The following is a 21,990-nucleotide window of genomic DNA, read 5'->3' on the forward strand; positions in this document are numbered from 1 at the left end:
CGTGCGGGACATGCTGCTCATCGCCCTGTACGCCCTTCTGGGCGCCGCCGCCGCCGGGATCGCGGGCGCCCTGGTGCTGCGGGTCCTGCGTCACCGCTCGGTGGCCGTGTCGCTGACCGTCGTCGCCGCCGTCACCGTCACGGCGATGCTCGCCGGGACCCTGGCGGTCGCCCAGGCCATGTTCCTGTCGGCGCACGACCTGACCGTCGTCACCATGGTCGCGGCCATGGCCGCCGTCGTCTCGCTCGCCACGGCGCTGCTGCTGGGCCGCTGGGTCGTCGCCCGCAGCCGGGAACTCGCCCGCGCGGCACGCTCCTTCGGTGACGGCGGCTCCTTCGCCGCGCCGGCCCGTCTCTCGACCGCCGAACTCGACGAGCTCAGCCGGGAGCTGGCCGCGACCAGTGAGCGGCTCGCCGCCTCCCGGGAGCGCGAACGCGCCCTGGAGACCTCCCGGCGCGAACTCGTCGCCTGGATCTCCCACGACCTGCGCACGCCGCTCGCCGGGCTGCGCGCCATGTCGGAGGCGCTGGAGGACGGTGTCGTCCAGGACCCGGAGCGGTACTTCCGCCAGATCCGTACCGAGGTCGACAGGCTCAACGCCATGGTGGGCGACCTGTTCGAACTCTCCCGCATCCACGCGGGCGCGCTGTCGCTCACACCGACCCGGATGTCCGTGTACGACCTGGTCGGGGAGGCGCTCGCGGGCGCCCACCCGCTGGCCAGGGAGCACGGCGTGCGCCTGGTCGGGGACGCCGTCGAGCCGCTGCCCGTCGAGGTCGACGGCAAGGAGATGACCCGGGTCCTCGCCAACCTCCTGGTCAACGCGATCCGCCGGACCCCCGCCGACGGCACGGTCGCGGTCGCCGCGGAGCGCCGTGAGGACTGGGTGGTCCTGTCCGTCACGGACGGCTGCGGCGGCATTCCCGAGGAGGACCTGCCGCGGGTCTTCGACACCGGCTGGCGCGGTTCCCAGGCCCGTACGCCCCCCGCCGGCGCGGGCCTCGGCCTCGCGATCGTCCGGGGCATCGTCGAGGCGCACTCCGGCCACGCCGATGTGCGCAACGTCTCCGGCGGCTGCCGCTTCGAGGTGTCGCTGCCGACGACTTCCGCGTAGCCGCCCGGAACGGGCGCCGGGCCGCGGTCGCGTCGGGCCGTGGTGGCGTCGGGCCGTGGTGGCGCGTCGGGCCGTGGTCCCGGCGACTTCCGTGTGGCTGCCCGGCACAGGGTCAGCCCGTGGTCCCGGCGACCGAGCCCCCTCCGCCCCGGTAGCAGCCGACGAGCCCCGCTCGCAACCGCGTGATCGCGCACGGCACTCTATGGGGTGTGACCGCCGCCTTCCCGCATCAGACGCAACCGCCCACCCGTTCCGGCCACATGATCGTGTGTGGCGACGACACCCTGGCGCACCGGCTCGCCGCCGAGCTGCGCGAGGTCTACCGGGAGCGCGTCACGCTCGTCGTGCCGGCCGAGGGCTCGTCGAGAGGCGCCGCACCGTCGCCGGGGCGTGTCAGGGCCTCCGTCCTGTTCGGGCGGGTGTCGGCCGCCATGACCCGTGCGGTCGGCCCGGCCGTCGCACCCGGTGACGCCCCGCCGGCCGACCTCCCGCGCGTCCTGGAGGCACCGGAACTCGACGAGGAGGTGCTGCTGGAGGCCGGGGTCGGCGACGCCGCCGCCCTCGCGCTCGTCCACGACGACGACGAGGTCAACATCCGGGCCGCCCTCGCCGCCCGACGCCTCAACCCCCGCCTGCGGCTGGTGATCCGGCTCTACAACCGCAAACTCGGCCAGCATCTTGAGCAACTTCTCGACCAGGCAGCCGCGTTGGCCGCCCCCGGTATCGACTCTGCGGAACTGGATGCTTCCACGACCGTCCTGTCGGACGCGGACACCGCCGCGCCCGCACTGGCCGCCACCGCGGTCGCCGGGACGAGCAAGGTGGTACGGGCCGACGGCCTCCTGCTGCGTGCCGTCGAACGCACACCGCCCGCCCGCGGCGAGGTGGCCGACCCGGGCCTGTGCACCCTGGCGCTGCTGTCTTCGACCACCAACGACCCGGCGGGAGCCGAGGGTTCGGACCGCAGCGGCCAGGACGGCCCGCGGCTGCTGCCCGACGACCGGATGGTCGCGGAGGCCACTGGACGCGGCACGGTCGTGCTGGAAGCCATCTCGCACGCGGCACCCGGCCGCGGCCCCGGAGGGCTGTCGGGCCGGGGCGCACCGATCGGCCGGCTGTTCTCGCGGCGGCTGCGCTGGTCCCTCGCGGGTCTCGGCGCCGCCGTCGTCGCCCTCGGTGTCGCCACCTGGCTCACCACCGGAGACGATCCGCTGCACGCGATGTACCTGATCCTGCTCGACCTGTTCGGCATGGGGGATCCCGCCCACGGCAAGGACGACGATCGCCAGGTCCTCCAACTGCTCACCGGACTCATCGGTCTGATGCTGCTCCCGCTCACCGTCGCGGCCGCGCTGGAGGCGCTCGGTACCTTCCGTACCGCCTCCTCGCTGCGCCGCCCGCCCCGCGGGCTGTCCGGTCATGTCGTCCTGCTCGGCCTCGGCAAGATCGGCACCAGGGTGCTGATGCAGCTGAGGGAACTGGGCATTCCCGTGGTCTGCGTCGAGGAGGACCCCGAGGCGCGGGGTATCCCGCTGGTGCGGCGTCTGCGGGTGCCGACCGTGATGGGTGACGTGACCCAGGAAGGCGTACTGGAGGCCGCGAAGATCCACCGGGCGCACGCCCTGCTCGCGCTCACCAGCATCGACACGACCAACCTGGAGGCCGCGCTGTACGGGCGCTCGGCCAAGCCGGATCTCCGAGTCGCCCTGCGCATCTACGACGACGATTTCGCCGGCGCCGTCTACCGCAGCCTGCGCGCCGCGCACCCCGACGCCCTGACCCGCAGCCGCAGTGTCTCCAGCCTGGCGGCCCCGGCGTTCGCCGGTGCCATGATGGGACGTCAGATCCTCGGCGCGATCCCGGTCGAACGCAAGGTGCTGCTGTTCGCCGCGGTGGAGGTCGCCGGTCAGCCGCGGCTCGAAGGGCTGACGGTGGCCGAGGCGTTCCGCCCGGGACGCTGGCGCGTGATCGCCCTCGACGCGACGGCTCCGGGGGACCGGCTCCCCGACCTGGCCACCGCCCGCCGCTCGGCCGACGAGAACACCACCGGACTCGTGTGGGACCTCCACCCCGGCTACGTCCTGCGATCCGAGGACAGGGTCGTGGTGGCGGCGACCCGGCGCGGGCTGGCCGAACTGCTCGGCAGGAGGCGTCCCATGTCCGGCGGACACCGCTGAGGAGGGCTCGTCGAGCCGTGCGGCGGGAGGCTTCCCATGTCCGGCGGACACCGCTCGACGAGGCCGCCGGCCATCCGTTTTGGCTCCGGGGCCGATCCTCCATACGATCCGCGGATGATCCTAAGAAGACGGTCGGCGATCGGGGCCTGCGCCCTGCTCGCGGCCCTGGCCGCCGGGCTGCTCCCGGCGGGGCCGGCAGCCGCCGGCGAACCGGTCGCGAAAGAGCCCCCGAAGGTCGAGTTGGTGCTCGACGTCAGCGGCTCGATGCGCGCCCGCGACATCGACGGCAAGAGCCGGATGGCCGCCGCCAAGCAGGCATTCAACGAGGTCCTCGACGCCGTGCCGCAGGAGGTGGAGCTCGGCATCCGCACGCTCGGCGCCGACTACGCGGGCGACGACCGCAAACGCGGCTGCAAGGACACGCGGCAGCTGTACCCCGTCGGCCCGCTCGACCGCACCGAGGCCAAGACGGCGGTCGCGACCCTCGCGCCCACCGGCTGGACCCCGATCGGCCCCGCCCTGCTCGGCGCGGCCGACGACCTCGAAGGCGGTGACGCCACCCGCAGGATCGTCCTCATCACCGACGGCGAGGACACCTGCGCACCGCTCGACCCCTGCGAAGTGGCGCGCGAGATCGCGGCCAAGGGCATCCACCTCGTCATCGACACGCTGGGCCTGGTGCCCGACGCCAAGACGCGCGCTCAGCTCAGCTGCATCGCCGAAGCCACCGGCGGTACCTACACCTCGGTCCGGCACACCGACGAACTCTCCGACAGGGTGAGCCAGTTGGTGGATCGCGCGGCCGAGCCGGTCGTCACGCCCGTGGCGACCGAAGGCGCGGCCACGTGCGCGGACGCGCCCCGGCTCGCGCCCGGCCTGTACACCGACCGCGAGAAGCTCGGCGAGCACCGCTGGTACCGCGTCGACGTGCTGCCCGGCCAGGAGCTGCGTGCCTCCGTCAGCGTCGCCGCCGACCGGGCCGTCCGCAACGACTACGGCGTCTTGATGCGCGCCGTGACCGTACACGGCCGCGAGATCGTCCGCGGCTCCGAGGCGGGCGACGGCCGCACCGATCTGATCTCGACCGGCCTGCGCTACCCCAAGGCCCCGGCCGAGGATGACGACGGCGTCAAGCCGGCCGCCGAGACCGTGTGCCTCCAGGTCGCCAACTCCTTCTCGGCGGCCCCCGGCGTCCCGGCGGAACCGGGCCTGCCGCTCGAACTCACCGTCGATGTGCTCGAGGCCCCCGACGAGGCGGCGGACGTCGCCTCCTTCGGCCTGGGCCGCGGCTGGTGGCTCGTCGGACTGCTCGTACTGACCGGCTTCGCCGCTGGTCTGGTGTGGGGCTGGATCTCGCGCTGGCGCGTCGCCGTCTGGAGGACCAACTGATGCGTAGAGCAGGCATATGGGCGGCCGCAGTGCTGTCCGCCGCGTCGCTGCTCGCCGCCGCGGGCACGGCGCTCGCGGACGGACCGTCACCGAGCCCGACGGCGGGGGAGAAGAGCCCGACCGACGCCGGCACCACCTTCCGCACGGCGACGGCGATCGCGCAGAGCCAGAAGGCGACGGCGAGCGCGTCGAGCGGCGACTACCTGTACTGGGTCTTCCCGGCTGACGCCGGGCAGCGCGCCACCGTCAGGGCCGAGGTCGCCCTGCCCGACGCCGCCGCCCGGCACGGCGCCTCGACCTGGCGGATCGACGTCTACGACGGGCTGCGCCGCCGCCAGCCCTGCATGTACGGCATGCAGTCGCGTACGGCCGCCGTCGGCGCGGCCTCGGTCGAACTGTCCTGCACCCTGCGGACCGTGCGGGCCCTGGCTGAGCCGTGGGCGAACGACCCACTGCCGGGCAGCTACTACGTACGCCTGACCATGACCGAGGCGCCCGAGCAGGACATGGGCCTGCCCGTGCGCGCCGAGGTGGAGGCGGTCGCGAAGGACATGGGCGGCGCGTACGCGGTCGACGGCACGCTGTCCGAGCCGCTGGTGCCGGGCGTCTCGGCGGCATCGGGGCAGGCGGGCGATGCGGAGGAGGTAACGGACGGGGCCTCGGACGAGGGGTTCTCGTGGTCGTCCGGATGGTGGTCCGACCGCTGGCTGTGGACCGGAGCGGGAGCGGTGCTTGCGGCACTCGCCGGCATCGGCGGCCACGCGCTGACCCGCGGCTCCGGCCGACCCGCGCGGGTGCCTCCGGGCGCCTGAGACGCGGCACCCGACGACAGGCACCCGAGGCCGGGGGCTTGAAGCCGGGTGCCTGAGGTCTTGCGCCTTGAGCCGCGGGCTTGAGGCTGGCGCCTTGAGCCGCGGGCTTGAGGTCTCGCGCCTTGAGCCGCGGGCTTGAGGTCTCGCGCCTTGAGCCGCGGCCTGAGGCTTGCGCCTGAGGCCGCGGCATGACGTCGGGGATGGCGGCCAAAGGTCACCTGTGGCGGGTCCTGGTGCCAGGGCCGCCGGCCGTCGGGCTCCTGAGACCCGGGTTCCCGAAGCCGGCGCTCCGAGGCCGGGCCCAGAGTGGGCCCGGCATCAGGGTCCTGGTGCCGGCACCTGAGGCCGGGGCTCTCGAAGCCGGCGCTCCCTTGTAGGGCCCGAGGCCAGGGCCCTCACCCCGGGCGTCCGAGCGGGACTGACGCCAGGGACCGACGCCCGGCTTGGGGCGCTGGCATGAGTACCCGCGCCTGAGGTCGGCCCCTGACGCCGCGGCTCCCGCCGCCGCGGGCGTTCCGGCGGATGTCGAGGCGGGCGGCCACCACGGACGGGCGGCCACGGCGCACACGCGCCGCGGCCGCCCACATTCCCGCGCGGGGCTCAGAAGCCGAAGACGACCCCGTCGGAGCCGTCCTTGAGACAGGCGTTGCCGAAGGTGTGCGTGAAGCTGACCCGCTTGCCGTCCCATACGCCGTCCGCCGTGACCGTCACCGGATCCCACTGCCTGGTGCACATGACGCCGCCGTCCGCGGTGGTGATGGCCTCGAAGCGGGCCTCGGCGGCGCGCAGTTCGGCGCAGGCGGCCTCGGGGTCGGGGTGAGTGCCGCTCGCCGTGGGCGCGCAGCCGAGGGTGACCGCGCGGAGCACACTGCCGTTCAGGGCGTCCTCGCCGGCGGTGACGGTGAGCACGAGCGCGGAGGGGGCGTAGAGGCTCTGCGAGCCGGTCTGTGCCGCGCCCGCGCTGCCCGTGCCGGGCGCGAGGGCGATCCCGAGCGCCATGGTGGCGAGGACGGCGCTTCTGGCGATGTACCGCATAACGAACACTCCTTGGGTGATGTTGTCGGAAATCGGACGGGGAGGTCGGAGCGGAGTCTTACTCACCTCGCGCCGGAACGCCCGCCCCTACCGTCGAAATCAGTCACCTGCTGTGACCCGTCGTGGGCAGGTTGTGACTGCCGCTTCCGCGCTGACCAGCGGTTCAGTGGCGCACCGAAACGGCCGAAGAAAGCTGTTGAGGATAGTCGATCAAGAAAAGATAAGGGAAACGGATGCTTGAAGCATTGATTGAAAGGTGTAGGTGAATTCATTCCTTCGTCACCCACGCGTTGGACTGTTCCGTCGTGCAGGGGTTCACTGAGCAGGGGACCTGGGAGGTGTCATGGAACCGGCCGAAGCACTGGACCGCGTCGCCTTTCTGCTGGAGCGCACACTCGCCGAGAGCTACCGGGTACGGGCCTTCCGCACCGCCGCCGCGGCCCTCGCGGAACTCGACCGCGACGAGATCGCCCGGCGCGCGGCGGCCGGAACGCTGGTCGACATCAAGGGCGTCGGTCCCAAGACGGCCAAGGTCGCCGAAGAGGCACTCGCGGGCGGTGTCCCCGCGTACCTGCGCCGCCTGGAGGAGGAGGCCGCCGCGCCGCTCGCCGACGGCGGCGCGCGGCTGCGCGCGGCCCTGCGCGGCGACTGCCATCTGCACTCGGACTGGTCGGACGGCGGCAGCCCCATCGAGGAAATGGGTCGCGCCGTGGCGGAACTCGGCCACGAATGGGCCGTCCTCACCGACCACTCGCCCACGCTCAAGGTGGCCCGCGGCCTGAGCGCCGAGCGGCTGCTCGCCCAACTCGACCTCGTCGAGCGCCTCAACGAGGAGTGGAAGCCCTTCCGGCTGCTCACCGGCATCGAATGCGACATCCTGCCCGACGGGACGCTCGACCAGGACCCCGAACTCCTCGACCGCCTCGACCTCGTCGTCGCCTCCGTCCACTCCAAGCTCCGCATGGACGCCCCGGCCATGACCCGGCGGATGCTGCGCGCGATCGAGAACCCCCTCACCGACGTGCTCGGCCACTGCACCGGACGCCTCGTCACCGGCGGCCGGGGCACTCGTCCCGAGTCGCGGTTCGACGCCGACCGCGTCTTCGCCGCCTGCGCCGAACACGGCACCGCCGTCGAGATCAACAGCCGCCCCGAACGGCGCGATCCGCCCCTGCGGTTGCTGCGCCGCGCTCTCGACGCCGGCGTCCTGTTCGCCATCGACACCGACGCCCACGCACCCGGCCAGCTGGACTGGCAGATCATCGGCTGCTCCCGCGCCGAGGAGTGCGGCGTGCCGGCGGAGCGTGTGATCAACACCTGGACGGCGGACGAGCTGATCCGCTGGACCCGTACGCGCAAGCCGCCGGACGGTGGCTGAGCCTTTGGGGGCCGGACAGCGGCCGAACCCCCACGGCGGCTGAGCGCGCGTCAGCCGTGGGCGCGGAGAATGCCTGGCTGCGACCGTCGTATGCGGCTGAGTCCGGTCGGGCGCCGGGGTCCCCGTGGGCCGGGGTCCAGGTGCGGCGGCATATCCTGCCGATCCCATCGTCTGATGAGAAGTTGACCCGGCAGCCGTTCCTACGCTGGCGGCGTGACGAAACAACTGGTGGTGAACGGTGAGGGAGAGGCCTGGGCCTCGGCGGTCGACGGACATCTGCGGTGGATCGATCGCCTGCTCAGCAGTCTTCGCCTACCCGCCGACCGTGGGGACGTGTTGCGTTCCCGTCGCCGCGCTGTCCAGGCGCGCGCTGAGGACCCGGAGCTGCGCATCGCGTGTTCGGCGAGGCGACCAGCGGCAAGAGCACCCTGCTCAACGCTTTCCTGCAGCGCCGACTGCTGCCTGCCTCCGCCCGGGTGACCACGCATACCACCACAGTGCTGCGCTACCGGGACGGTGCCGAGGGCTTGGTGGTCCGCACAGCTGACGATGCCGTGCTGACTTGGCCGTCCGGGGCGTTCGCCCAGTGGACGGGGCGGCGCCAAGTGTCCGGGCCGGCCGATCTGGCGGACGCGCTGGAGCGGGTGCTGACTGAGCGCCCAGCATCCAGGCCGACGTTCGAAGCGAATCCCTGTCTTCCAAGCTGAGCTGGTCTTTCGTAAGATCAGCGTGATGGCGCAAAGAACTTGCCCTCTTCGAACAGCCCGACACCGACGCGGTGACAGCACAGATGAGGTACGTCCTGGACGCGCTGGAGGCCAAGTTGCCCAAAGCCGCGGTCCACTTGGACACGGGCCAGGATGCTGTACGGCTCGCGGCGTGACGATGGTCCGCAGGCCGGCGCTGTCGTGCGGGTGAGGCCCCGAATTTAACCGGTGGTGCCGTGCCCTGGAGTGGGGCTATGGTTCTGCTCGTTCCAAGGCGCGACTGTGTGTCGTTGCCGAGGGCACGGTGTTGACTCGTTGAGAAGAAGCAGGAGGTGAGGACATTGATGACTGTCATGGTGACGGGCGCTGCCCGCATTCAGGAGTTCATCGTTTCCACCCCTGTGGTCTCCGGCTGACACCCACTCGACTTACGCGCGCAGAGCGCGCCGCCGGGGCCACCCTTCGAAGGGTTCCCCTTGTTCAACGCTTCGCTCAACACGTCTTCCGCTTCTGATGCTCAGCACGTCCTCGCCGCCTATGGCTGGGATGAGGGCTGGGAAGCGGAGTTCGCTCCGTACGCCGCGCAGGGTCTGGTCCCCGGGCGGGTCGTGCGGGTCGACCGCGGTCAGTGTGACGTCGCCACCCCCGCTGGCGTCATCGGGGCCGACACCGAGTTCGTTGTTCCCCATGACCCGATGAAGGTCGTGTGCACGGGGGACTGGGTCGCCGTCGATCCCGAGGGCGGTGATCCGCGGTACGCGCGCACGATCCTCCCGCGCCGTACGGCCTTCGTGCGGTCGACGTCGTCCAAGCGGTCCGAAGGCCAGGTACTGGCCACTAACATCGATCACATCGTCATCTGTGTCTCCCTCGCGGTCGAACTCGACCTCGGGCGGATCGAGCGGTTCCTCGCACTCGCGATGTCCAGCTCCAGTGGTGATGCGCTGCTGCGTAAGTCGGCGGACTCCTGGGAGAGCGGCGCGCAGCCCCTCGTGGTCCTCACCAAGGCGGACCTGGTGCCCGACGTCACCGCGCTGTCCTACCTCGTCCAGGACGTCGAGACCACGGCGCCGGGAGTGCAGGTACTCCCGGTCAGCGCCACCACCGGGGAGGGCATCGACGTGTTCGGCGCGATCATCTCCGGCGGCACGAGCGTGCTGCTGGGTGTCTCCGGCGCGGGCAAGTCCACGCTCGCCAACGCGCTGGTCGGCGAGGACGTTCTGGACGTGCAGGCCACCCGGGAGGTCGACGGCAAGGGCCGGCACACCACGACGACCCGCAACCTTCTCGTCCTGCCGGGCGGGGGAGTCCTGATCGACACCCCCGGCGTGCGCGGGGTCGGCCTGTGGGACGCCGAGTCCGGGGTCGGCCAGGTCTTCGCCGAGATCGAGGAACTCGCCGAACAGTGCCGCTTCCACGACTGCGCCCACGGGGCGGAGCCGGGCTGCGCGGTGCTCGCCGCGATCGAGGACGGCACGCTGCCCGAGCGCCGGCTCGACAGCTACCGCAAGCTGATCCGCGAGAACCTGCGGATCGTGGCGAAGACGGACGCCCGCCTGCGGGTGGAGATGCTGCGCGACTGGAAGCTGAAGAGCGCGCAGGGCAGGGCGGCCCTGTCAGCCAAGCGGGGCAGCCGGCGCTGAGGCACCGAGCGGCGCCGCGCCCCCGGAAGGCCCTGGGGGCACGGCGCCGCCGCGTCACGTCCCCAGCACCACACCCACCCATGCCCCCACCACCAGCAGACAGCCGAACAGCTCCACCAGGACGCTGGTGCCCGCCGCCCGCATCGCCGACCGCGTCGACGCCATGGCCTGACCATGGCCGCCCAGGCGGCGGCGTTCGCAGACGTAGATCCCGCCGATGAACCCCGGCACCGCTCCGACCACGGGTACCACCACGAAACCCACCAGTGCCCCCACGCCCGCGTACACGGCCGTCCGGCGGGTGACGGCCACCCCGCGCCGACGTGGCGGCAGCAGCCACACGATGACCTGGATGATCAGCAGGACCACGGTCGCGCCCACCAGCAGCGCCCAGGCGGCTCCCGACAGCTCGTGCATCGCCCACCACAGGACCGCGGCCCACACCAGCAACCGGCCGGGGACCCCCGGCAGCAGCACGCCCAGCAGGCCCAGCAGCATCACCCCGCCGACCATCAGCAGCTGCCACACGCCCATGCGATCAACAGTGCAGGATCAGGGCCGTTCCCGCAGGTCGCGAGCCACCCACCCCTTCGCGTACGCATGCCAGCCCAGCTGCAGCCGGGTGGTCACACCCGCGAGCTCCATCAGGCCCTTTACCCGGCGCTGCACCGTGCGCAGGCCGAGGTCCAGCTGCTTGGCCACGCTCGCGTCCGTCATCCCGGCGAGCAGCAGCGAGAGGATCTCCAGGTCCGTCGTGTCCGGACCGGCGGTGGCCGTGGTGACCGCATCGCCCCCGCCGCCCAGCCGCAGGGGCAGGGCCTCGCGCCACACCGCCTCGAACAGGCCCGTCAGCGATTCCAGCAGACCGCTGGCGTGGACGACGAGCGCCGCCGGCTCCGCGCCGCGGCCGGTCAGCGACACCATCGCCAGCGAACGGTCCGCGACGACGAGCTCGGTCGGCATCCGGTCGACCACCCGGATCTGCTCGTCGCGGCCGAGGGCGGCGGTCAACTCCGCGATGCCGCCCGGCATCATCAGCACCTCGCGTTCGACGACCACCCGATACGTCACCCCGCGCGTCGCCGCCTTCTCCTCCGCCTCGTCGTCCGCGCACCTGACAGCCATCGGCCGGCCCGTCACCAGGGCGCATACCTCCTCGGTGGCCCCCAGCTGCAACTGGACGAAACGGTGGGTGACGGCGCTCGCTCCCGTGACCACCTCCACCAGGTCGTGCACGGCGGGCTCCGCCGACTCCGCGCGGTACTCCTCCGCCAGCAGCGCCGCCGCCAGCTCCGCCTGCTCCAGCTCCTGCCGCTGCTGCGTCAGGAGCGCTCCCAGCGCGACGCCGGGCGGAGCCGCGACCCACCGCCCGGTGCGCGCGGAGGACTGAGCCGCGAGCCCCTGCTGCTCCAGCCGGCGCAGCGTCCGCTCCGTCTCCGGCTCCGGCAGGGCGAGCCGGTGCGCGAGATCGGTGATCTCCGCGGCTCCGAGCGCGACGAGCGCGCGGTAGGCCGTCTCCTGTCTCTCGTCGAGACCTATCGCTCCCAGCACGGTGCCCCTCCCCGGACATGCGTTTCTAAGCCGCCGTGGCGGAAAACGGCCACGGCGCGGACCCGCCGCGCACATCATCCCCGGACGGGCCGTTCCTCTGCCAATGTGGCGCAACCACCCCCGGCGACAGGGCGCTTGCGCCCTTTCGCGGCCGGATTCGGATGTGGAGAGAGATACGCCGCGACGTTGCGTACGGCACTGGGGGCGGCCACCCACGCCGTCCTCGGCATCACGGCCCTCGCGCCGTCGGTGGCCGGACCGCGCCGCGCGAGACCGTGGGGAAGCCCGTGCTCGCCGCCGCACGGCAGGGCCACCTCATCGGCGTGGCCCCCGTGATGTGGGGCGACACCGAACGCTCCGCCTCGCCGGGTCGTTCGGGTGACATCGGCACCATGCGACTGCTGCGCAACGGGGGAGGGATAGGGCAGACTGGATTTCCGTTCGGGGTCTTCGAGGTCCCGGCGGACGACGCGCTGTACGAACTGTCGCTGAACCAAGCGCAGCCGGGACAGCCGGCCGCGGTCCGGAAGCGCTCCACCCAGCTGCTGACGACCTGGAAGTTCCGCTCACGCCTGGACGAAGGCGTGTACTCGTAAGGGATCCCGCTGCTCTTCCCGGGATACGGCCTCCCGGAGGCGGCCTCAAGACCGTCGTGGCGAGCGACGGCCTGCGGGTCGCCCTGAGCGCCACCGGACACGCGGGCCACGAGCCCGGTGAACTGACCGGCACGAAGCTGTCGTACTCGTACCGTCGGCGGCACATGGAACCAGGCGGTCACCCGGAAGCGGGGCGATGCCTGTACGGCGACCGCGGACCACGCGGGCGCTTCGGGCCCGCTGGTCAGCCGAAGACCGAACTGACGGATGCCAAGGGCAACTCCGTCACCCAACTCGTGGTCGGCGCATACGCCGTGCGCCGACCACGACGGTCCGCCGGGCGACCTTCCCGTGGGGGGTTGGGCCGCCCGGCGGACCACTTCAGGAGTGGGAATCTTCGGGATGCCCCGTTTCGCCTGCCTCTTGCGGTCGACAATGGAGGGCATGAGCGAGCAGGGGGAGAGGCCGAGCAGGCCGACCGCCGAGGACGACTGGTGGAGCCGGCTCTACGACGAATCCGCCCCGGACACGGGCCCGGGCCCGGCACGGACGGACGACACACTCGACGCACGCTTCGCCTCGGCGTCGGGCACGGTGTCCCGCCCCCGCGCCCGGTGGGACCCGCGTGCTCCACAGGGGGGCGGTGCACCGACCGGCGGCCCGCCGGATGCCGGTCCGCCGGGCGGTGCACCTGACGCCCCGCGGGCCGTGACCGGCCGGTCTGCGCCGGGTGATCCGGGCTCGGTACGCGAGTCCGGTGCTCCGCCGAGTGGTTCAGGTTCGGTAGACGAGTCCGGCGCTCCGCCGGGTTATCCGGGCTCGGTAGCCGAGTCCGGTCCGCCGGGTGTCCCGCTGCCTGCACGGCGTGGGCCGTCACCGGGTGGCCCGCCCGCTGTCGGGCCAACGGAGACCTTGCCGCAGGCGGGGCCGCCGCCCGGTGGTGCCGGCTCGCCCGGCAGCCCGGAGGGCACAGCACCTGACGCCCCTCCTGCCGCCACTGACCGGGCCGCGTCGGGTGATCCGGGCTCGGGGCCGGTGCCAGGCCGTCGGCCGGACGTCGCGCCGGACGCGGGCCCGCTGCCTGGTGACGCCGACTCACCGGAGGCCCCGAGGCGCCCCGGCAGCAGTGGCGCGTCGCATGACCCGCGCTCCGCGCACCCCGACACCGCCGGGCCGCCGGGCCCCATGACGCAGGCGGCCCCGCCGGATGCCCGCCCGCGGGGGACAGCACGTGATGCCCCGACTTGCGCCACTGACCGGGCAACTGCGAGCGATTCGTGCCCTGGCACGGTGACGGGCCGTCGGCCGGATGCCGCGCCGCAGGCGGGGCCGCCGCCCGGTGGTGCCGGCTCGTCGTCTGCGCGGCGTGAGCCGTCGCCCGGCGGCCCGCCGGACGTCGCCGCCGACACCCCACCGGATGTCGCCGGCCGGGCCCCGGCGGGCGGGCCGGAGGCGGGGACCGAGCCCGGGGCTCGGGCGGGGGGCGGTCCGCAAGGTGATCCGCGCTCGTGGCCCGAAGGGCCGTTCGGCGCTGCCCGGCAGGCGAGTGGGCCCGGTGACGCGGGGCGGCCCGGCGTCGGGGTTGTCGGGGGCGGGCCACCCACCTATGAGGCCGAGCCCACCGCCCTGCCCGCCGCAGAGGCGCTCGCGCTGGAGCAGCTCGTTCCCGACACCGTCCTCGACGGCGCGCGGTATGGCACGTACACCCTGCGGGCCGCCTCCGTCCGGGGCGATTCCGCGCGGTTCCGCGGCGAACCCCGGCACGACGCCCTCCTCACCGCCCGGTTCGGGACCGGGCCCGCCGCCCTCGTGCTCGTCGCGCTCGCCGGCGGCGGCCGGCACTCCGACAACGCCCACCTCGCCGCCGCCGACGCCACGCGCTGGATCGGCACGGCCGTCGGCCGCAGCCACGAGCGGCTCGCCGAGGACATAAGGGCGGGCCGCAGGGGCGACCTCAAGTCGGGACTGCACCGCCTCACCGGCCGCGGCCTCGGCAGACTCCGCGCCCGCGCCGACGATCTCGGCCTGAAGCCCGAGCAGTACACCGTCGGCCTCCGCTGCCTTCTGCTGTCCGCCGATCCCGACTGCCGCACCCGCGTCTTCTTCGGCGTCGGGGGCGGCGGGCTGTTCCGGCTGCGCGACGGGTCCTGGCAGGACATCGAGCCACCTGTCCCCGAGAAGGCCGCCGGCGCACCCGTCTTGGGCTTCGGCTCCCCGCCGGCCGAGACGCCCGGCGGCGACCGGCTCACCATGGACCTGAACATCACCCCGGCCCCACTCCCCGCCGAACCGTTCCGCTTCCGGGCCTCGATCGCCCGCCCGGGCGACACCCTCCTGCTGTGCAGCAACGGCCTCGCCGCGCCCCTGCGCCGGGAGCCGGCCCTCGCCGCGGCGCTCACGGAGCGGTGGGACGGTCCCGAGCCGCCGGGTATGACGCAGTTCCTCGCGGACGTCCAGCTGCGGGTGAAGGGGTACGCCGACGACCGTACGGCCGTCGCCGTCTGGGAGGCGTAACCGCACAGGCGTCCGGCCGGGCCATGGTTGATGGACTGCGACGTCCACGAGAAAGGGCACGTAACCGTACGCACCGGCGGCCCGCGCCACGGCCGCGAAGATCGCGCTGGACGGCGGGGTCGGCGGGATGCTCCAGATGGCCCGTTCCAATCTGCGGAACGTCCCCAGGCCCTGACGCTCGCAAAGAGCCACGTCGGCAATCCCATGAGTGGCGTTCCGCGCGCGGGGCATGCATCCGGTGAGCACATACGCACCACGACCTGTTCCGACGTGTGGGTGGGGGATCGATGTCAGAACGTCACGGGGGCACGGAAGTACGCGGGCGGTTGCACCGCAGACTCGGCAGCGGTGACCTGACCGCTGTGCCCGAAGTGCGGCACGCGTTACGCGACCTGCTGGGCAAGTGGCCCGGGCCCGCGGCGGACAGTCCCGCCGACGCCGCGGACGTGGCCGAGCTGCTCGCCAGCGAACTGGTGACCAACGCGCTGGTCCACACCGACCGGGGCGCGGTGGTCACGGCCACCGTCGAGGACTCACGGCTCCATGTGGAGGTCCGCGACTTCATGGCCGGACTGCCGGTGCCGGACGTACCGACCGCCGACCTCGGCAGGTGCGACGCCGGTACGTCGGACCTCGGTACGTCCGATCTCGGTACATCCGGCAGGGGGCTGGTCCTGGTGGAGAGACTTGCCGACGCATGGGGCGTGCGTACGGCGCAGGGAGTGGGCAAGGTGGTGTGGTTCGAGCTGCACGCCGGGGCGGCCTGAGCCCGAAGGCCCCGGCCGCCCCGGGCGTCCGGGCGATCAGCCGAACTGCCGCTCCAGATCCTTGAGTTTCTGCTCCAGCGAGTCCAGACGCGGCAGCGCCTGGGTGTCGTCCTCGGCCGTGAGGTCCACCGTGATGGGTTCAGGGCCTTTCGGCTTGACGGCCTGGAGGGAGGGCCGGGCGCGCAGGGGCAGCTGTCCCTGCTCCGCTATGGCGGGCTCCACGACGGCTCCCGAGGGCTCCAAAACCGATCCGGCCGGCGGTGCCTGGCTCTGCGCGCCGCCGGCCGGGCCGAGCGCGGGCAGCTGGGCGGGGCGCGTGGCCCGGCCCAGGCCCCAGGCCCGGTGCTGCCGGTTGTACGCCTTGATCTGCGCGCGCTCCAGCTTCTCCCGGTCCCGCCTGTGCATCCGGTTGCGCTGCTGCTCCCGCCGGTCCTCGCGTACCTCGTCGACAGCCTCGTCCAGGGTGCGTACGCCCTCCAGAAGCATCAGTGACCAGGCGGCGAACGTCTCCCGGGGAGCGCGCAGCCAGCGGACGATCCGGATCTGCGGCAGCGGGCGGGGCACCAGGCCCTGCTCGCGCAGTGCTGCCCTGCGCGTCTGCTTCAGTGCCCGGTCGAACAGGACAGCGGCCGAGAGGGACATGCCCGCGAAGAACTGCGGGGCGCCCGCGTGGCTGAGGCCGCGTGGCGCGTGCACCCAGTTGAACCAGGCCGCGGCGCCCGCGAAGGTCCACACCAGCAGCCGTGAGCCGAGTGCGGCGTCACCGTGGCTGGCCTCCCGCACGGCGAGGACGGAACAGAACATGGCCGCGCCGTCGAGTCCGAAGGGGACCAGGTACTCCCAGCCGCCGGTGAGGTCGAGGTTCTGTCGTCCGAAGCCCACCAGGCCGTGGAAGGAGAGCGCGGCGGCGACCGCGGCGCAGCAGAAGAGCAGGACGTAGGAGGCGATGCCGTAGATGGCTTCCTTGCGTCTGCGGCGTTCCTCGCTGCGTTCCCAGGAATCCTCGTTCGCGGCTGTGCTTCCGGTGTTTCCTGCGCGCTTGCCGCGCGTGAGCACCGCCATCGCCGTCAGGACCCCCACCAGCATCACGCCGCCGGGAAGCAGCCAGTTCAGCGATATGTCGGTCAGTCTCATGCGGTGTCCCTTGCATCGCGGTAGGCGTAACGGCGGCCATATTGGCCGACCGCGCAGCACGTCCAAGGGGTTTCGGCACAAGAGCATGCCAACGAGGCGCTTCGGTGCACGGATAGGTGCGATCTGGTCGAACTGCCCTACGGGTGAAGGGGGTTGCGTTCGAATTGAATCCGCTCGAAAGAGTGGCGTGGGTCCGTGGAACGGGATTGATGCCGAGACGCGGCTCACGCGCCCGCGCCGCAACCTCACGCGCCCGCGCCGCAACCTCGCGCGCCCGCGCCGCGACCCTCGCGCGCCCGCGGCGCACCCTCACGCGCCCGCGCCGCACCCTCACGGGCCCGGCGGCAGCATCCTCACGCGCCCTGCCGAAGCCGTTCCACGCGGTCGGCGTCGCAGGTGCGCGGGCAGGTGACGCAGGTGTCCTCGGGGCGCAGCGTGTAGAACAGGCAGCAGCTCGCCCGGTCGCGGGTCGGCAGCTGTTCGCCGTCCGGTCCGGTCAGCTCGCGGAACCCCGCGGTGCCCACGTACGGCTTGGCCGTACCCGGCAACAGTCGCTCCAGCTCCGTGACGGCGCGGCGCTCCTCGCCGAGCAGGTGTGCGATGTACCACAGGCCCTCGACGACCTCGTCCGTCACCATGCCCCACAGGGCGCGCCTGCCGCGCCGCATCCGGGGGCCGAAACCCTCCAGCACCGGGCTGATGTGCTCGGCGACCGCGGCGCGGACCTCCTCGCGCAGCGCCTCCTCGCCCGGCACCACACGGGCGCCGGGCAGTGCGGATGCGGGGTCGCCCGGCAGGCAGGCGAAGGAGCTCACACGGACCCTCATACGTCCTAGGGCGCGCTGGAAGGCCACGTCCTCCACGGGTACCCGGGGCACCCGGCGATGCAGGAACCACGGGACGGTGATCAGCAGGCAGGCCGGCCAGGCGTAGCGGTGCAGGCCGAAGCTGGCGACGACATCGGGGCGGGCCTGCTGCCCGTAGTCCCGCAGAGCCTGTGCGTTGTCCCAGGCGAGGAAGGAGTCGAGATCCGGGCCGCCAGCGGCGAGGTCGCCCGCGCGGACCCAGCCCGCGCCGGCGGGCGTGGGCTCGCCCTCGCCCAGCTCCTGGACGCGCAGACCGGGGAAGACCTCGGCCAGGCGCGCGTAGGCGTCGCCGACGGGGGAGGCGAGGCCGGTAGACAGGGCGGAAAGGGTCATGCCGGGGACCACCGAATCGCGATCGTAAGCAGGTTAGGCTTACCTTACCCGATCTTTTCGATGTTTGAACTGCGCCCTGGCCCGCCTATCGTGCACAAGGGGGCCCTCGCATACGCCAGCCGGCCCCAGCACCTGGCCGGAGGAGGACCCGAGTGGAGCAGGCCCGAGCGCGCGATGCCGCCGACCGGCCGTACCCGCCCGCACGCGTCCCCGCCCAGGGCATGCCCGGCCCGCTGGAGCAGGTCCGCGGTGAACACACGCACGGCGAACCGCCGGCGCCCGCCCCGCGGTCCGTCCGGCGGCACTCCGTCCGTACCCAGGTCCTGGAGGCGCTGCGCGTCGCCCTGGTCGACGGCGACCTCGTCCCCGGCGAGGTCTACTCCGCGCCCGCACTGGGTGAACGTTTCGGCGTCTCCGCGACCCCCGTGCGCGAGGCGATGCAGCAGCTCGCGACCGAGGGTGCCGTCGAGGTCGTCCCCAACCGCGGCTTCCGCGTCCTGGTGCGCACCCCGCGCGAACTGGCCGAGCTCGCCGAGGTGCGCGCTCTGATCGAGGTGCCCGTCATGCTCCGCCTCGCCCGGACCGTCCCGGCCGCGCAATGGAGAGCGCTGCGGCCTCTCGCCGAGGCGACGGCCGTGGCGGCGGCGACCGGCGACCGCGCCGGATACGCCGAAGCGGACCGAGCCTTCCACCACGCGGTCCTCGCCCTCGCCGGGAACCAGCAACTCCTCGCCGTCGCCGACGACCTGCACCGCCGCTCCCAGTGGCCCCTCACCGACGCTCCCGTCATCCGGCGAGCCGACCTGGTGGCGGACGCCGCCGAACACGCGGCCCTGCTGGAGGCGCTGATCGCCCAGGACCTGGGCGTCGTGCAGTCGCTGGTACGCGAACACTTCACCGGTTCCGACATCTGACGGGAGCAGGCGTGCGCGGCACGGTATGGACGGCGGCCAACCAGCTCGGCGTGGTCGCCGGCACCCCCGCGGAACTCCAGTCCGCCCTCCTTTCCGGCGTACCGCGCACACTTCGGCTCGGACGGACGGGCCAGGACCCCGCGGCCGTCGACGAACTGGCCCGAATTCTGCGGGAGTTCGGCCATGTGCGGGTGGTCGTCGAACAGGTCGCGGACAGCGGGCCGCCGCCGAGCCGACCCGTGGATCTCGCCGACCCGGCCGCCGTGTGCGCCGCCGACCCGCTGCTGATCACGGCGGCGTACGAGAAAGACACCACCGGACACGGCGGGCTGCGGACAGCATGGCTGCGGGCGGGACAGGCGCTGATCAGGGACCAGGACCCGGCCGGGCGCGCCACGGCGCTGCTCGCCGCGCTGCCGGCCGCGGCCGCACCGCAGCTGCGCGCGACCCTCACCGAACTGGCCGCCGGCTCGTGCTGGAGCGTCTCCTGGGCCCGCGACCGCGCCGGCGCGGAGCCGCGGCTGCCGGGGCCCGTCGCCGCGCTGACCGTCGCGGCGGGCAGGCTCCTGATCGCCGAACGCACCGGCGCCGTACGGTACCTGGACGCCGAACCCCACACGGCGCCCGCGTCCGGCCGGGTCACCGCGATGGCGGCCACGGGTGACGACACCGTCCTGCTCCTCGACGAAAGGGGACGCCTGCACACCCGTGGGCCGGGCACCCGGCTGACCGCAGCCGTCACCGCCACCCTCGCCGCCCATCCGGGCACAGCCCTGGCCGCGGCCGGCGACACCGTGCTGGTCGGCGACCGCCACGGATCCGTGCACGCCTTCGGCCCGGCCGGGGTGGATCAGGCCGCACCGCACTCGGGCCGGGTCACCGCCCTCGCCGCGACGGGCACCCTCGTCTGGAGCGGCGGCGCGGACGGCGCCGTGTGGCTCTGGTCGCCCGGCGGCACCCGGCGGCCCGCCCCGCTGACCGAGCGCCCCTGCCCCGTCGTCGCCCTGCATGCCGCGGACACCCCCGAGGGCCCGGCCGTCGCCGTCGCCTGGGCGGACGGTCTCGCCGCACTGCACCGCCCGGGAACGAAAGGGGTACCGACCTTCCGCCCGGGGCCCGCGATCCGCGCCGTCGCCGTGATCCCCGGGAGCGGCCAACTGGCCCTCGCCACCGACGAGATGCTCATCTGTCTCCGCGCCGGGTGAGCCCTCCGCGCGTGCCTGGACTACCCTGTTCGGCCGTGCTGTACACCAGCGAGGGGGTATCGATGAGCGGGGAGCTGCCGGAGAGACCGGAGCCGTCCATATCCGACGAGGAATGGGCCCGGTTCCAGATCGAGAGCGAGGGGCCCGCGCGTCTCGCGGCGCCCAAGGAGCCGTCCGCACGGGCGCGGATGGTGACAGAACGGCTGCGCCGGGCCGACGAGGAGGCCGCACGGCAGCAGGGCCGCGCGCGGCGACTCGTCCGCAAGGGCCGGCCCGTGCAGGCTCAGCCGGACGGCTGGCGCGCCTGGCCCGACCGGCGGACGCGTCCGCGGCGCGGCCGGGTGTGGACCTTCTTGTGGATCGCCGTCGCGATCGGTGCGGTCGTGGTGCTGCTGAACCCGGTCGCGGCGATGTCCTGGCTCTGGTGACCGCCGCCCTTCTCGTTCCGTCGACCGGCGCGCTGGTCTCGCCCCGGTGAGCGGCTCGTTCAGTCGGGCGGTTCGAGGCCGGACAGCAGCGAGGCGACGTCCAGGCCGGTCAGCAGGTACTGCTCGAACGCCAGGTTGTGCAGTGCCCAGGGCGAGCGGCGCAGCCTGACGCGGTCGATGGCGCTCTCGCTGTCGTGGCCCAGTTCGATCAGGGTCTGCGCGGCGACGAGCCCCGAACGGTTGTAGCCGGAGTAGCAGCGCACCAGGACCCTGCGGCCCGCCCGTACGGCGTCCGCCGCGACCACCGCGATGCGGCGGACGCTGTCGATCTCGCCGGCGGTCAGCCAGTCGTCGGGGATGGGCACCACATGGTGCGCCACACCGGCGGCCGGGCCGTGACCCGCGCGGGTCCACAGGCTGATCACCAGGTCGAACTCCCGGCCGACCACGACGTCCTGATGGCCGCGTACCCCGTCCGACCAGACATGGCCGCCCATCCACAGACCGGTCGTGACCTCGTCCCAGCGCGTCCGGGGTTCCGGAACGTCCCCTTCCCTGCGGCGTGTTCTCACGGGGCGGCGGGTTCGGGGCGGACGGGGGCGACCTGCGGCGGCACCGCGGACGACAACTGCGGGTTCAGCCATACCGGTACGCCGCCCAGCAGCCGGAACAGCCGGCGCGCCTCCGCGCGAAGACGGCTCGCCTCCGGCTCCGGTTCACAGTCGGCGAGTCCGGCGAGTGCGGGCGCCGTACCGATCAGGTAGCCCAGCTCCTCGCGGATGTGCAGGCACTCCGCGAAGCCGTGCCGCGCCTGCGTCAACTCCCCCTCGCGCAGGGCGATCCCGGCCAGCTGCTGCCAGGTGAAGGAGAGCAGCAGCGGATCACCGTGCGCGGCGGCTCCCGCATGGGCCCTCTCGTAGGCGGCACGCGCGGCCTGCGGCGAGTCGGCGATGTGCTCGGCGACCAGCCCGCGCCGGAAGTCCAGCAGCGGACGCCGCGGTGACGTCGGCGCGAGCAGCGCCGTCGCCCGGCCGAGGGCCGAACGCGCCTCGTCGGCCCTGTCCCGTACCCCGAGGCGGGTCGCGGCGTACGCCAGCCTGCCGCGCTCGCTCGCCGCGCCGCCGCGCTCCTCGTCGTCCCCGGCCACGGCTTCCGCGGTGCGCAGCGCGTCCTCGGCCTCGGCCCAGCCGTCGCAGGTGAACAGGCAGCGTTCGACGAGTAGTCCGGCGCGCTCCAGGGCCGCCGCCGGGTCCGCGGCACGCGGCGCGAGGAGAGCCGCCGCGTCGGTCCAACAGCCGCGCGAACGCAGCCGCCATACCGCGGTCTGGAGTGGATCGTCACCTGCTGTGGTTCCGGAACCAGACATGGCGGTATGCGCCACTTGCCCTCCCCGAGCACGCCATTGAGCTGTTGAGTCCACCGCATCT

20 protein-coding genes are annotated in these 21,990 nt (G+C 73.3%); 13 read left to right on the top strand and 7 right to left on the bottom strand.

Annotation, left to right across the window (positions count from 1 at the left end):
* The first annotated feature begins 1 nt into the window (after nucleotide 1).
* The 4 genes from ACH5AF_RS31120 to ACH5AF_RS31135 all read left to right on the top strand — a co-directional run bounded on the left by ACH5AF_RS31120 (nucleotide 2) and on the right by ACH5AF_RS31135 (nucleotide 5,492).
* Entirely contained in the window at nucleotides 2-1,114 is a 1,113-nt protein-coding gene (locus ACH5AF_RS31120; RefSeq protein WP_398906299.1) for a sensor histidine kinase, read from the top strand.
* A 260-nt stretch (nucleotides 1,115-1,374) separates the two neighbouring features.
* Entirely contained in the window at nucleotides 1,375-3,291 is a 1,917-nt protein-coding gene (locus ACH5AF_RS31125; protein WP_398906412.1) for an NAD-binding protein, read from the top strand.
* Between the two features lie 114 nt (nucleotides 3,292-3,405).
* Nucleotides 3,406-4,680 (top strand): VWA domain-containing protein, encoded by a 1,275-nt coding sequence (locus tag ACH5AF_RS31130; RefSeq protein ID WP_398906301.1) that lies wholly within the window; start codon nucleotides 3,406-3,408, stop codon nucleotides 4,678-4,680.
* Nucleotides 4,680-5,492: a hypothetical protein gene (locus ACH5AF_RS31135; protein ID WP_398906302.1), complete on the top strand. Its 813-nt coding sequence runs from the start codon at nucleotides 4,680-4,682 to the stop codon at nucleotides 5,490-5,492. The genes ACH5AF_RS31130 and ACH5AF_RS31135 overlap by 1 nt, the downstream gene beginning before the upstream one ends.
* A 600-nt stretch (nucleotides 5,493-6,092) precedes the next feature.
* Here the strand turns inward: ACH5AF_RS31135 and ACH5AF_RS31140 are convergent.
* Nucleotides 6,093-6,527 (bottom strand): subtilase-type protease inhibitor, encoded by a 435-nt coding sequence (locus tag ACH5AF_RS31140; RefSeq protein WP_398906304.1) that lies wholly within the window; start codon nucleotides 6,525-6,527, stop codon nucleotides 6,093-6,095.
* Between the two features lie 343 nt (nucleotides 6,528-6,870).
* Between ACH5AF_RS31140 and ACH5AF_RS31145 the strand changes: the two genes are divergently transcribed.
* The 3 genes from ACH5AF_RS31145 to rsgA all read left to right on the top strand — a co-directional run bounded on the left by ACH5AF_RS31145 (nucleotide 6,871) and on the right by rsgA (nucleotide 10,255).
* Complete coding sequence (locus ACH5AF_RS31145) at nucleotides 6,871-7,905, top strand: PHP domain-containing protein (protein ID WP_398906305.1); 1,035 nt, start codon at nucleotides 6,871-6,873, stop codon at nucleotides 7,903-7,905.
* A gap of 395 nt (nucleotides 7,906-8,300) precedes the next feature.
* Nucleotides 8,301-8,612, top strand: a complete 312-nt coding sequence (locus tag ACH5AF_RS31150) for a dynamin family protein (RefSeq protein ID WP_398906306.1) — start codon at nucleotides 8,301-8,303, stop codon at nucleotides 8,610-8,612.
* A gap of 476 nt (nucleotides 8,613-9,088) precedes the next feature.
* Entirely contained in the window at nucleotides 9,089-10,255 is a 1,167-nt protein-coding gene (gene rsgA / locus ACH5AF_RS31155; protein ID WP_398906307.1) for a ribosome small subunit-dependent GTPase A, read from the top strand.
* A gap of 54 nt (nucleotides 10,256-10,309) precedes the next feature.
* Here the strand turns inward: rsgA and ACH5AF_RS31160 are convergent, their stop codons facing one another.
* Nucleotides 10,310-10,789 (bottom strand): DUF456 domain-containing protein, encoded by a 480-nt coding sequence (locus tag ACH5AF_RS31160; protein ID WP_398906309.1) that lies wholly within the window; start codon nucleotides 10,787-10,789, stop codon nucleotides 10,310-10,312.
* A gap of 18 nt (nucleotides 10,790-10,807) precedes the next feature.
* Complete coding sequence (locus tag ACH5AF_RS31165; protein ID WP_398906311.1) at nucleotides 10,808-11,806, bottom strand: helix-turn-helix domain-containing protein; 999 nt, start codon at nucleotides 11,804-11,806, stop codon at nucleotides 10,808-10,810.
* A gap of 275 nt (nucleotides 11,807-12,081) precedes the next feature.
* Between ACH5AF_RS31165 and ACH5AF_RS31170 the strand changes: the two genes are divergently transcribed.
* The 3 genes from ACH5AF_RS31170 (at nucleotide 12,082) to ACH5AF_RS31180 (ending at nucleotide 15,683) form a co-directional block, all read left to right on the top strand.
* Nucleotides 12,082-12,402 (top strand): hypothetical protein, encoded by a 321-nt coding sequence (locus ACH5AF_RS31170; RefSeq protein WP_398906313.1) that lies wholly within the window; start codon nucleotides 12,082-12,084, stop codon nucleotides 12,400-12,402.
* A 1,290-nt stretch (nucleotides 12,403-13,692) separates the two neighbouring features.
* On the top strand, nucleotides 13,693-14,916 hold the full coding sequence (locus ACH5AF_RS31175; RefSeq protein ID WP_398906315.1) for a protein phosphatase 2C domain-containing protein: 1,224 nt from the start codon (nucleotides 13,693-13,695) through the stop codon (nucleotides 14,914-14,916).
* Nucleotides 14,917-15,203: 287 nt separating this feature from the next.
* Nucleotides 15,204-15,683 carry an ATP-binding protein gene (locus tag ACH5AF_RS31180; protein ID WP_398906317.1) on the top strand — a complete coding sequence of 160 codons (480 nt, stop codon included), beginning with the start codon at nucleotides 15,204-15,206 and terminating at the stop codon, nucleotides 15,681-15,683.
* Between the two features lie 36 nt (nucleotides 15,684-15,719).
* On the opposite strand, the gene ACH5AF_RS31185 is transcribed toward ACH5AF_RS31180, so the two are convergent.
* Complete coding sequence (locus ACH5AF_RS31185; RefSeq protein WP_398906318.1) at nucleotides 15,720-16,817, bottom strand: DUF2637 domain-containing protein; 1,098 nt, start codon at nucleotides 16,815-16,817, stop codon at nucleotides 15,720-15,722.
* Between the two features lie 353 nt (nucleotides 16,818-17,170).
* Nucleotides 17,171-18,016 (bottom strand): (2Fe-2S)-binding protein, encoded by an 846-nt coding sequence (locus tag ACH5AF_RS31190; protein ID WP_398906319.1) that lies wholly within the window; start codon nucleotides 18,014-18,016, stop codon nucleotides 17,171-17,173.
* 152 nt (nucleotides 18,017-18,168) lie between these two features.
* On the opposite strand from ACH5AF_RS31190, the gene ACH5AF_RS31195 reads away from it, so the two are divergent.
* The 3 genes from ACH5AF_RS31195 to ACH5AF_RS31205 are packed head-to-tail and all read left to right on the top strand — an operon-like array spanning nucleotide 18,169 to nucleotide 20,563.
* Nucleotides 18,169-18,930 carry a GntR family transcriptional regulator gene (locus ACH5AF_RS31195; protein WP_398906321.1) on the top strand — a complete coding sequence of 254 codons (762 nt, stop codon included), beginning with the start codon at nucleotides 18,169-18,171 and terminating at the stop codon, nucleotides 18,928-18,930.
* Nucleotides 18,931-18,941: 11 nt separating this feature from the next.
* Nucleotides 18,942-20,135 (top strand): hypothetical protein, encoded by a 1,194-nt coding sequence (locus ACH5AF_RS31200; RefSeq protein WP_398906323.1) that lies wholly within the window; start codon nucleotides 18,942-18,944, stop codon nucleotides 20,133-20,135.
* A gap of 35 nt (nucleotides 20,136-20,170) precedes the next feature.
* The gene (locus ACH5AF_RS31205; RefSeq protein WP_398906325.1) at nucleotides 20,171-20,563 is read left to right on the top strand and encodes a hypothetical protein; all 393 of its coding nucleotides are present in this window, start codon (nucleotides 20,171-20,173) and stop codon (nucleotides 20,561-20,563) included.
* A 59-nt stretch (nucleotides 20,564-20,622) separates the two neighbouring features.
* On the opposite strand, the gene ACH5AF_RS31210 is transcribed toward ACH5AF_RS31205, so the two are convergent.
* A complete protein-coding gene (locus ACH5AF_RS31210) occupies nucleotides 20,623-21,135 on the bottom strand; it encodes a protein phosphatase (protein ID WP_398906326.1) in 513 nt (170 codons plus the stop codon).
* Complete coding sequence (locus tag ACH5AF_RS31215) at nucleotides 21,132-21,929, bottom strand: hypothetical protein (RefSeq protein WP_398906328.1); 798 nt, start codon at nucleotides 21,927-21,929, stop codon at nucleotides 21,132-21,134. The genes ACH5AF_RS31210 and ACH5AF_RS31215 overlap by 4 nt, the downstream gene beginning before the upstream one ends.
* Between the last annotated feature and the right edge of the window lie 61 nt (nucleotides 21,930-21,990).

The organism is Streptomyces sp. NPDC018833, from assembly GCF_044390825.1.
In the GTDB taxonomy this organism is placed as follows: domain Bacteria; phylum Actinomycetota; class Actinomycetes; order Streptomycetales; family Streptomycetaceae; genus Streptomyces.